At 70.0% G+C, this 12805-nt stretch carries 1 protein-coding gene; it reads left to right on the top strand.

Features of this window, described 5'->3' with window-relative positions:
• The coding region (locus A5625_RS06930) for a non-ribosomal peptide synthetase (RefSeq protein ID WP_156748011.1) at window positions 1-12805 on the top strand (12805 nt) is incomplete at both ends.

Below are 12805 nucleotides of genomic sequence, written 5' to 3'. Positions count from 1 at the left end.
CCGGCATCGGCGGAACGGTCGAATACCGCACCGACGTGTTCGACGCGGCCGGCATCGAGGCGCTGATCGCTCGGTTGCAGCGGGTGCTGCTCGCCATGACCGCCGATCCCGCGCGTGCGTTGTCGTCGATCGATCTGCTCGACGACACCGAACACGCCCGATTGGATGAATTCGGCAACCGCGCCGCGCTGAGCGGATCGGCAACCGAAACCGATTCCATTCCAGCGCTGTTCGCCGCGCAGGCGGCCCGCACCCCGGACACCGTGGCGCTGGTCTGCGACGGCCGCACACTTACCTATCGCGAATTGGACGAGGCGTCCAACCGGTTGGCACACCTGCTGACCGACACTGGTGCGGGTCCGGGACGGACTGTGGCACTGCTGTTTTCGCGGTCGGCCGAGGCGATCGTGTCAATTCTGGCCGTACTCAAGTCTGGGGCGGCGTATCTGCCGATCGATCCGGCGTTGCCTGAGTCCCGGATCGGATTCGTGCTCACCGACGCGGCACCGATCGCCGCGATCACCACCGCGGACCTGACCGATCGATTCGACGGCCACGACGTCTCGGTCATCGATGTCAACGACCCCGCTATCGACACCCGTCCTGCCACCGCCCTGCCGCCGCCGGAGCCGGAGAACCTTGCCTACCTGATCTACACCTCGGGCACCACCGGTGTCCCGAAAGGCGTTGCTGTCACACATCGCAACGTCACCCAGCTGCTGGCGTCCGGAGCCTCGGGCCTGCCACGCGAAGGTGTGTGGTCGCAATGGCATTCACTGGCCTTCGACGTCTCGGTATGGGAGATCTTCGGCGCCCTGCTGCACGGCGGCCGACTGGTCGTGGTGCCCGAATCGGTAGCGCGCTCACCCGAAGACCTGCACGCCCTGCTGGTGGCCGAACAGGTCAGCGTGCTCAGTCAGACCCCGTCCGCAGCCGGTGCGCTGTCACCCGCCGGGCTGGAGTCGGTCACGTTGGTGGTGGCCGGGGAGGCCTGCCCATCCGAACTCGTGGACCGGTGGGCGCCGGACCGGGCGATGATCAACGCCTACGGCCCAACCGAAGCCACGGTCTACGCGGCCATCAGCGCACCGCTGGAGGCCGGATCGCCGGGCGTGGTGCCGATCGGCTCCCCGGTGCCGGGGGCGGCGTCGTTCGTGCTCGACGAATGGCTGCGGCCGGTACCCCCCGGGGTGGTCGGCGAGCTGTATGTGGGGGGCGCCGGGGTCGCCTGCGGCTACTGGCAGCGATCCGGTTTGACCGCACAGCGTTTCGTGGCCTGCCCATACGGCGAGCCGGGATCGCGCATGTACCGCACCGGCGACCTGGTGCGGTGGCGCGCCGACGGGCAACTCGACTACCTGGGCCGTGCCGACGAGCAGGTCAAGATCCGCGGCTACCGCATCGAACTCGGCGAAGTGCGGGCGGCACTGGCCTGGGTGGCCGGCGTCGACCAGGCGGTCGTCGTGGCCCGCGAGGACCGCCCCGGTGACAAGCGGCTGGTCGGCTATGTCACCGGCACCGCCGACCCGGCCGCGGTGCGTGCCGCGCTGGCCGAGCGGCTGCCCGCCTACATGATCCCGACGGCCGTGGTGGTGATGCAGGCCCTGCCGCTCACCCCCAACGGCAAACTCGACACCCGCGCCCTGCCCGCCCCGGAATATCAGGACGCCGACCGGTATCGCGCCCCCGACAACGCAATTGAAGAGATCCTGGCCGGAATCTACGCCCAGGTGCTCGGCCTCGAGCGCATCGGCGTCGACGACTCCTTCTTCGACCTGGGTGGCGACAGCATCTCGTCGATGCAGGTGGTGACGCGGGCGCGGGCCGCCGGCCTGGTGTGCAGGACACGCGACATCTTCGTCGAACAGACCGTGGCCCGGCTGGCCCGGGTGGCCGAAGTGGTCGACGCCGAAGCCGCGGTCGCCGATGAGGGCCTCGGGCCGGTGGTCGCCACCCCGATCATCCATTGGCTGCAAGACGTGGAAAACACCGGCGGCCGAGTCGATCAGTTCAACCAGACCATGCTGGTGCAGGCCCCCGCCGCGGTCACCGAGGCCGATGTGGTCACGGTGTTGCGGGCGCTGCTGGATCGCCATGCCATGCTGCGGTTGCGAGTCGACAACGACCCCGCCACCGGCTGGTCGCTCACGGTGCCCGAGCCGGGCTCGGTGGACGCCCGCTCCTGCCTGCACGCCGTGGATGAACTGTCCGACGCGGCGGTCATCGAAGCGCGGACCCGGTTGAACCCGTCCGCCGGCGTGATGCTCAGCGCGGTGTGGGCGAGCGGCAGCCGTCAACTCGTCGTGATCGTGCACCACCTGGCCGTCGACGGCGTCTCATGGCGAATCCTGTTGCAGGACTTGAATATCGCCTGGGTGCAGCACCACAGTGGGCAGCCGGTGGTGTTGCCCACGGCGGGCACCTCCTTCGCCCGATGGTCGTCGCAGCTGGCCGAGTATGCGCAGCATCCGGAGCTGGCGGGCCAGGCCGACATCTGGAAACGGGTGGCGGACGCCCCCGCGATGTTGCCGGCGGTGCGCCCGGAGCTGGACACCTTCGTGACGGCCGGGCACCTCTCCACTGAGCTGGACGCCGAGACCACCGGCATGCTGCTCGGTGATGTGCCGGCCGCGTTCCATGCTGGGGTGCAAGACATTCTGCTGATCGCGTTCGGACTGGCGTGCGCGGAGTTCGCCGGCAGCCGCGGCGCGCCGATCGGCATCGACGTCGAAGGCCACGGGCGCCACGAGGAACTGGGCCGCGACATCGACCTGTCCCACACGGTGGGCTGGTTCACCACCAAATACCCGGTGGCCCTTGTGATGCAGGGCGTCTCCTGGCAGCAAGTGATTGCCGGCGGCGCGGCGCTGGGCGCGGTAATCAAAGACGCCAAGGAGCAGCTGCGGGCGCTCCCGGACCCGCTGAGCTACGGGCTGCTGCGCTATCTGAACACCGAGGTCGACCTGGACGCGCCGGACCCGACGATCGGCTTCAACTATCTGGGACGCCAAGGTGGTGCGGTCGAGCTCACCGACGACATGTGGCGGCCCGAGCAGGACGGCTGGTCGGTGACCCGCGCGGCCACCGCGATACCCATGCCGTTGATGCACACCCTCGAACTGAACGCGGTCACCGTCGACTCGCAGGACGGCCCACAGCTGCACGCCAACTGGACCTGGGCGCCGTCGGCGCTGAACGACGAACAGGTCACCCGGCTGAGCCGGCTGTGGTTCGAGGCCCTGACCGGCATCTGCGCCCACGTGCGTTCCGGTGGCGGCGGCTTGACCCCGTCGGACATCGCACCCGCCCGGCTCAGCCAACAGCAGCTCGATCACCTTGCGCGACAACACCACATCGCCGACGTGCTGGCGCTGACCCCGGTCCAGCAGGGGCTGCTGTTCCATGCCAACACCGCGCAGGCCGACGACGACCTCTATGCGGGACAGCTGAACATCAGCATCAGCGGCCCACTCGACCCCGACCGGCTGCGCGACGCGGTGCAGACGATGATCGGGCGGCATCCCAACCTGGTGGCCCGCTTCTGCGACCAGTACGACGAGCCGGTCCAGATCATCCCGGCCAACCCCGCGGCCTCTTGGCAGTACGTCGAACTCGACGGCGACCTCGATGTCGACGAGCAGGTAGACCGACTGTGCGCCGCCGAGCGGGCTGCGGTCTGCCGCGACCTGGCCGAGTCGCCCGCCTTCCGAGTGGCGTTGATACGCACCGCAATTGACCGCCACCGGCTGGTGCTTACCAACCACCACATCGTGCTCGACGGGTGGTCGATGCCGATCCTGCTCGGGGAGATCTTCGCCGGTTACTACGGCCAGCGGCTACCGGCGACGGTGCCCTACCGCAGCTTCGTCAGCTGGCTGGCCGAACGGGACCTCGACGCCGCCCGCACTGCCTGGGCCGAGGTGTTCGCCGGCTTCGACGCCCCGACCCTGGTCGGCCCCCAAGGTCGCACCGAGCTCGGGCCGCAAAGCGTCGAGTCGTTCGCGCTGCCCGCCGAACTGAGCCAGGCCATCACCGATTTGGCCCGCTCCTGCCACACCACCGTCAACACGGTGCTGCAGGCCGCCTTTGCGCAACTGCTGTGCGGCCTGACCGGCCAAGGCGACGTCGTTTTCGGCACCACCGTGTCCGGACGTCCCGCCGAAATCGCTGGCGCGGACACCATGGTGGGCCTACTGATCAACACGGTGCCGGTGCGGGCGAACATCACCGCGACCACCACCACCGTCGAGCTGCTCGATCAACTGCAGGGCGCCTACAACCAGACGCTGGACCATCAGCACTTGGCGCTCAACGAGATTCATCGCATCACCGGCCAGGAGCAGCTGTTCGACACACTGTTCGCCTACGAGAACTATCCGATCGACGCCAGCGCGCTGTCAGCCGACCATGAGCTGGCCGTCACCGACATCGCCAGCCGGGAATCCACTCACTATCCGTTGACGGTGCAGGCGCAGCCGGGGCAAGAACTGCGCCTGCAGGTCGAATACGACACGGACGTCTTCGATTCGGCGCAAATCACCACGCTGATCGACCGGCTGCAGCGGGTGCTGGTGGTCATGACGACCGACCCGGCGCGGCGGCTGTCGTCCGTCGACATGCTCGACGCCGCCGAACACGACCGACTGGACGTCTGGGGCGACCGGGCCGTACTCACCCAGCCGGCGTCGAAGTCGATGTCGATTCCGGCGTTGTTCGCCGCGCAGGCGGCGCGCAGCCCGCGGGCGGCGGCCGTCACCTTCCAGGGCCGGTCGATGTCCTACCGGGAGCTGGACGAGAAGTCGAACCGGTTGGCGCACTTGCTAATTGACCGCGGGGTGGGCCCGGGTGAGTCGGTGGCGCTGTTGTTCGGACGTTCGGCCGACGCGATCGTGGCGATCCTGGCGGTACTGAAGACCGGCGCGGCCTACCTGCCGATCGACCCGGCGCTACCGGCGGCCCGCATCGCGTTCATGCTCGCCGACACCGCGCCGATGGCCGCAATCACGGTCGCCGCACTGCGGGACAAGCTGGATGCGCACCGGCTGATCGTCATCGACATCAACGACCGCGCCGTGGGCCGCCGGCCCAGCACCGCCCTGCCCTCGCCGGCGCCCGAACACGTCGCGCACATCATCTACACCTCGGGCACCACCGGTGTGCCCAAGGGCGTGGCGGTCAGCCACCGCAACGTGACCCGGCTGTTCGATGCGCAGTCGGTTGGCGTGGAGTTGTCCGCCGACCAGGTGTGGACACAGTTCCACTCGTATGCCTTCGACTTCTCCGTCTGGGAGATCTGGGGTGCGCTGCTGCACGGCGGGCGGCTGGTCGTGGTGCCCGATTCGGTGGCCCGCTCACCCATGGAATTCCACGCCCTGCTGGTCGCCGAGCAGGTCACCGTGTTGAGCCAGACTCCCTCGGCGGTGCGCATGCTCTCGCCGCAGGGCCTGGACTCCGCGGCGCTGGTGATCGGCGCCGAACCGGTCCCGCCGGAGTTGGTGGACCGCTGGGCGCCCGGACGGGTGATGGTGAATGTCTACGGCCCGACCGAAGCCACGATTTTCTCGACGACGAGCACGCCGTTGAGCGCGGGATCGGGCGCACCGCCGATCGGCTCGCCGGTGCCCGGAGCGGCATTGTTCGTCCTGGACGGGTGGCTGCGCCCGGTGGCGGCCGGAGTAGTCGGCGAGCTGTATGTCGCCGGTCGCGGGGTGGGATACGGGTACGTGCGTCGCGCCGGGCTGACCGCGACACGGTTTGTCGCCTGCCCGTTCGGCGAGCCCGGATCGCGTATGTATCGCACCGGGGACCTGGTGTGCTGGGGTCCGGACGGGCAGCTGCAATACCTCGGTCGCGCCGACGAGCAGGTCAAAATCCGCGGCTACCGCATCGAGGTCGGCGAAGTGCGCTCGGCTCTGGCCGCCCTCGACGGTGTCGACCAGGCGGTCGTCATCGCGCGGGAGGACCGTCCCGGCGACAAGCGGCTGGTCGGCTACATCACCGGTGCCGCCGATCCCGCCGAGGCCCGCGCCCAGCTGACCGAGCGGCTGCCGGGCTACATGGTCCCGGTGGCGGTGGTGGTGCTCGACGCGCTGCCGATGACGCTGAACGGCAAGCTCGACATCCGCGCCCTGCCGGCCCCCGAATACTCCGCGTCCGGGTATCGCTCGCCGACCACCCCCACCGAGGAGATCCTGGCCGGCATCTACGCCCACGTGCTCGGCGTCGAACGCGTCGGCGTCGACGACTCGTTCTTCGACCTCGGCGGCGACAGCACCTCGGCGATGCGGGTGATCGCGGCCGTAAACAGCGCCCTAGACGTCGGTGTCGCGGTGCGCGTCATCTTCGAGTCACCTACCGTCGCCCAGCTGGCGCCGCGCGTCGGTGAGGACACCGGAAGGCTGGACCCGCTGGTGGCGGGCGAGCGTCCGGCGGTGGTGCCGTTGTCGTTCGCCCAAAGCCGGCTGTGGTTCCTGGACCAGCTGCAAGGGCCGTCCCCGGTCTACAACATGGCGGCGGCGCTGCGGATGCACGGACGCCTCGACGTCGGGGCGCTGGGTGCGGCGCTGGCCGACGTGGTGGGCCGCCACGAAAGCCTGCGGACGGTGTTCGCCGCGCCCGAGGGAACGCCCCAGCAGGTGGTGCTCCCGTTCCGGCCGGCCGATCTCAGCTGGCGGACGGTGAACGCCCGCGGCTGGTCGGCGAGCCGACTGCGCGAGGCCATCGACGCCGCGGCCCGCGAAACCTTCGACCTGGCCACCCAGATCCCGTTGCGCGCGTCGCTGTTCCGCATCGCCGACTACGAACACGTGCTGGTGGCCGTGGTGCACCACATCGCCGCGGACGGCTGGTCGTTGCGGCCGCTGGTGCGCGACCTGGGCATGGCGTACGCCAGCCGGTGCGCCGGGCAGGCTCCCGACTGGGAGCCGTTGGCGGTGCAATACGTCGACTACACGCTGTGGCAGCGCGCCCAGTTCGGTGAGCTCGCCGACAGCAGCAGCCGCATCGCCGCGCAGCTCGCCTACTGGCAGGACGCGCTGGCCGGCATGCCGGAAAGGCTGCAGCTGCCCACCGACCGGCCCTACCCGCAGATCGCCGATCAGCGCGGGGCGGCCGTCGGGGTGGACTGGCCTGCCGACCTGCAGCAGCAAGTCGCTGAGCTGGCCCGCGAGTACAACTCCACCAGCTTCATGGTGGTGCAGGCCGCCCTTGCCGTGCTGCTGTCGAAGATCAGCGCCAGCACCGATGTTGCGGTCGGGTTCCCGATCGCCGGCCGGCGCGACCCGGCGCTTGACGATCTGGTCGGGTTCTTCGTCAACACCCTGGTGCTGCGGGTAGACCTGGCCGGCGACCCGAGCTTCACCGAGCTGTTGGCGCGGGTGCGCACCCGCAGCCTGGAGGCGTTCGAGCATCAGGACGTGCCGTTCGAGGTGCTGGTGGAGCGGGTCAACCCGACCCGCAGTCTGACGCATCACCCGCTGGTGCAGGTGATGCTGGCCTGGCAGAACTTCGCCGGGCAGGACAGCGACCCCGGTGTCGGGCTGACCCTGGGCGACGTGCAGGTCACGTCGATACCGCTGGACACCCAGGTTGCCCGCATGGATCTGGTCTTCTCACTGGCCGAACGCTGGGGCGAGGACAGCGAGCCCGCCGGCATCGGCGGGCGAGTGGAGTTCCGCACCGACGTGTTCGACGCCGAGACGATCCGGGCGCTGATTGGGCGTCTGCAACGAGTCCTCGAGGCGATGACGGCCGATCCCACCCGCGCGTTGTCGACGGTGGATCTGCTCGACCGCCGTGAGCACGCCCGCCTGGACGCCCTCGGTAACCGCGCGGCGCTGACCGCCCCGGTGACCGCCGACGCGTCGGTTCCGGCGTTGTTCGCTGAGCAAGTGGCCCGCACCCCGGATGCGGTGGCATTGCGCTGCGACGGCCGCTCGTGGACCTACCGCGAACTCGACGAGGCCGCCAACCGGCTGGCCCACCGGCTAACCGGCATCGGGGTGAGCCGCGGCGAGCGGGTGGCGTTGCTGTTCGGACGGTCGGCCGAGGCGATCGTGGCGATCCTGGGCGTGCTCAAGGCCGGTGCGGCCTACCTGCCGATCGACCCGGGGTTGCCGGCGGAGCGGATCGGGTTCATGCTCGCCGATGCCGGCCCGATCGTCGCGATCAGCACCGCCGAGCTGGCCGCGCGGCTGTATGGCCATCACGTCGTCGTCCTGGACGTCAACGATGCCGCCGTCGCGGCCCAGCCGTCGACGGCATTGCCGGCGCCGAGTCCCGACGACATCGCCTACCTGATCTACACCTCCGGCACCACCGGTGTCCCGAAAGGTGTTGCCGTCACCCATCGCAACGTCGCCGGGCTGCTGGCGTCCGGTGAGTCCGGCCTGCCCCGCGACGGCGTGTGGTCGCAATGGCATTCACTGGCCTTCGACGTCTCGGTCTGGGAGATCTTCGGCGCGCTGCTGCAGGGCGGGCGCCTGGTGGTGATCCCCGACTCGGTGGTCCGGTCGCCCTCGGACTTCCACGCGTTGCTGGTCGCCGAGCAGGTGAGCGTGATCAGCCAGACCCCGTCCGCGGCGGACGTGCTGTCGCCGGAGGGGCTTGAGCAGGCGGCGTTGGTGGTGGCCGGTGAGGCCTGCCCGACCGAGCTGGTGGACCGGTGGGCGCCCGGACGCGTGATGATCAATGCCTACGGCCCGACCGAGACGACGGTGTACGCGGCGATCTCCGCACCCTTGCGGGCGGGATCACCGGTGGTGCCGATCGGCTCACCGGTGCCCGGTGCCGGCGTGTTCGTCCTGGACGAATCGCTGCGACCGGTGCCGCCCGGCGTGGTCGGCGAGCTGTATGTGGCCGGCGGCGGGGTCGGGGTCGGGTATTGGCGCCGGGCCGAATTGACCGCGTCGCGGTTCGTGGCCTGCCCGTTCGGGGCGCCGGGATCACGCATGTATCGCACCGGTGACCTGGTGCGCTGGGGCGCCGACGGGCAACTGGAGTACCTGGGCCGTGCCGACGAGCAGGTCAAGATCCGCGGCTACCGCATCGAACTCGGCGAGATCCGCTCGGCGCTGTCCGCGCTGGACGGCGTCGACCAGGGTGTGGTCATCGCCCGCGAGGACCGGCCCGGTGACAAGCGCCTGGTCGGCTACATCACCGGGGGAGCGGACCCGGTCGAGATCCGTGCCCGGCTGGCCGATCGGCTGCCGGCCTACATGGTGCCGACGGCCGTCGTGGCGCTCGAGGCGCTGCCGCTGACACCCAACGGCAAGCTGGACGCGCGCGCGCTGCCGGCACCCGAATACCGCGACGTCGACCGTTATCGCGCACCCGGCACCCCCGTCGAGGAGACGCTGGCCGGCATCTACGCCCAAGTCCTGGGCGTCGACCGGGTCGGCATCGACGACTCCTTCTTCGACCTGGGCGGCGACAGCATCTCCTCGATGCAGGTGGTGACCCGGGCGCGGGCCGCCGGCCTGGTGTTGCGGACGCGCGACATCTTCACCGAGCAGACCGTCGCCCGGCTGGCCCGGGTAGCCGGTGTGGCCGACGGTGAATACGGCGTGGCCGACGAGGGCGTCGGCGACGTCGCCGCCACACCGATCATCGAATGGCTGCGCAGCGTGGACGGCCCGGTTGACCAGTTCAACCAGACCATGGTGCTGCAGGCCCCGGCCGGTGTCACCGAGGCCGACGTGGTGACCGTGCTGCAGGCCCTGCTGGACCGGCACGCCATGCTGCGCCTGCGGGTCGACGACCGTTCGGCAGAGGGCGGCCGCGAGTGGTCGCTGCAGGTCCCCGAGCCAGGGTCGGTGGATGCGGCCCAGCAGCTGCACTCGGTCGACGAGCTGTCCGACGCCGCGGTCGTCGAGGCGCGGTCGCGGTTGAATCCGGCCGCCGGGGTGATGCTCAGCGGGCTGTGGGTGGCCTCCACCGGCCAGCTGGTGCTGATCATCCACCACCTGGTGATCGACGGTGTGTCCTGGCGGGTGCTGCTGGAGGACCTCAATATCGCCTGGGGCCAGCATCACCACGGCCAACCGATCGCCGTGCCCACGGGCGGAACGTCGTTCGCCCGGTGGGCGTCGCTACTGACCGAGCACGCGTCGTCGCCTTCGGTGCTCGAGCAGGCCGATACCTGGCGGCGGGTCGCGGCGACGCCGCCCGCCCTGCCCGCGGTACGGCCCGACGCCGACACCTACCAGACCGCCGAGAACATGTCGGTGACGCTGGACGCCAAGACCACCCGCACCCTGCTGGGTGAGGCACCGGCCGCATTCCACGCCGGCGTCAACGACATCTTGCTGATCGGGTTCGCGCTGGCCTGGGCGGAGTTCCTGGATAACGCCGGCTCGCCGATCGGTATCGACGTCGAGGGCCACGGCCGCTACGAAGAACTGGCCGCGGGGGTGGATCTGTCGCGCACGGTGGGCTGGTTCACCACCAAATATCCGGTGGCACTGAACGTCGGCGGGCTGTCCTGGGAGCAGGTCACGACCGGCGCGCCGCCCCTAGGCGAGCTGATCAAGGACGCCAAAGAGCAACTGCGCGCGCTGCCCGATCCACTCAGCTACGGGCTGCTGCGCTACCTGAGCGCCGAGGTCGACCTGGACGGCTCCGACCCGACGATCGGCTTCAACTATCTGGGCCGGTTGGGCGGCGCGGTGGCCGAGCTCTCCGACGAGTTGTGGCGGATCAGCCCGGGCGGTTCGTCGGCCACCGCCACCAGCACCGCGGTACCGATGCCACTGATGCACACCGTGGACCTCAACGCCGGCACGATGGACACTGAGGACGGCCCGCAGCTACATGCCAACTGGACCTGGGCGGCCTCGGCGCTGGACCGCGAGCAGGTCGCCCGGCTGAGCCGATTGTGGTTCGAGGCGCTGGCCGGAATCTGCGCGCACGTGCGCCACGGCGGCGGCGGGTTGACGCCGTCGGACATCGTCCCGGCCCGGTTGAGCCAGCTGCAGATCGACCAGCTCGAGCGGCGAATGCGGATCGCCGACGTCCTGCCGCTGACCCCGCTGCAGGAGGGGCTGCTGTTCCACGCCAACACCACGCGGGGCGGCGAGGACCATCTGTACGTGGTGCAGCTGGACCTCGACCTGACCGGCCCGCTGGACGCCAACCGGCTGCGCGATGCGATGCACGCCGTGGTCGGCCGGCATCCGCACCTGGTGGCCCGATTCTGCGACCAGTTCGACGAGCCGGTCCAGATCATCCCGGCGAATCCCGCGATGGAGTGGCGGTATCTCGAGCTGAAGGCCAACGGCAGCCGGCCCGAAGAACAACTCCAGCGGCTGTGCGCGGCCGAGCGCGCCGCGGTCTACGACCTGGCCGACCGGCCGGCCGTTCGCGCGGCGCTGGTCCGCACCGGCGACGGCCGGCACCGGCTGGTGCTCACCATTCACCACATCGTGCTCGACGGCTGGTCGGTGCCGATCCTGCTGAACGAAACGTTCGCGTGCTACACCGGGCAGCGGCTGCCCGCGCCCGCGCCGTATCGCAGGTTCGTCACCTGGCTGGCCGACCGCGACCTGGATGCCGCACGCGCGGCGTGGAGTGAGCTGCTGGACGGCTTCGACGGCCCAACGTTGGTCGGGCCACCACAACAGCTGCAGCTCGGCAGCCGCGGTGTCCGATCGTTTGCCCTGTCCGCCGAGACCACCCGGGCGCTCAGCGAACTGGCCCGCTCCAGCCACACCACCGTCAGCACGGTGCTGCAGGCCGCATGGGCGCAGCTGCTGGCCTGGCTGACCGGACAGCACGACGTCGCGTTCGGCACCACCGTGTCGGGACGGCCCGCCGCGGTCGTCGGCGCCGAATCGATGGTGGGTCTGATGATCAACACCATTCCGGTGCGGGCCCGCATGACGGCCGAGACCACCACGACCGAGCTGCTCACCCAGCTGCAGCGCGGTCAGGCCGACACGCTCGACCACCAGCATCTGGCGCTCAGCGAGATCCACCGGATCAGCGGTCAGGAGAAGCTCTTCGACACCCTGTTCGCCTACGAGAACTATCCGCTGGACAGCTCGGCGATGGCGGTCGACCACGAACTGGCCATCGCCGACGTCAACATGTTCGAGCGCAACCACTATCCACTGACCATGCAGGCCGCCCTGTCCGGCGAGGAACTCGGGCTGCGCGTCGAGTACGACACCGGCGTTGTGGACACGGCAACCGTCGAGGCGCTCAGCGAACGATTGGAGCGGGTGCTGCGGGCGATGAGCGCCGACCCGGGCCGGCCGCTGTCGTCGATAGACCTGCTCGACGCGACGGAGCGCGCCCGCCTCGATGAGGTCGGCAACTGCGAGGTATTGGCCCGGCCACTGCGCGGCCTGCCGTCGATTCCCGCCCTGTTCGACGCGCAGGTCGCGGACCGCGCGGACGCGGTGGCGATCAGCTGGGGCGGCTCGTCGATGACCTACCGGGAGGTCGACGAGGCCGCCAACCGGCTGGCGCACCTGCTCATCGAGCAGGGCGCGGGACCGGGAGAGTCGGTGGCGCTGCTGTTCTCGCGCTCGGCGCGGGCGATCGTGGCGATCCTGGCGGTGCTCAAGACCGGCGCGGCCTACCTGCCGATCGACCCGGCGGCCCCACGCAGCCGGATCCGGTTCATGCTCGACGACGCCGCGCCCATCGCGGCCGTCACCACCGCCGGACTGCGGTCGCGGCTGAACGGATCCGACTTGACCGTCATCGATATCGAGGACGTCCGGATCGAGGACCAGCCCGGCACGCCGCTTCCGGCGCCCGCCGCCGACGGCATCGCCTACGTCATCTACACCTCGGGCACCAC

The organism is Mycobacterium sp. 1465703.0, assembly GCF_001672975.1.
Classification (GTDB): Bacteria; Actinomycetota; Actinomycetes; order Mycobacteriales; family Mycobacteriaceae; genus Mycobacterium.
The sequence above is the reverse complement of the archived record's forward strand: the minus strand, read 5'-3'. Positions and strand labels throughout refer to the sequence as shown.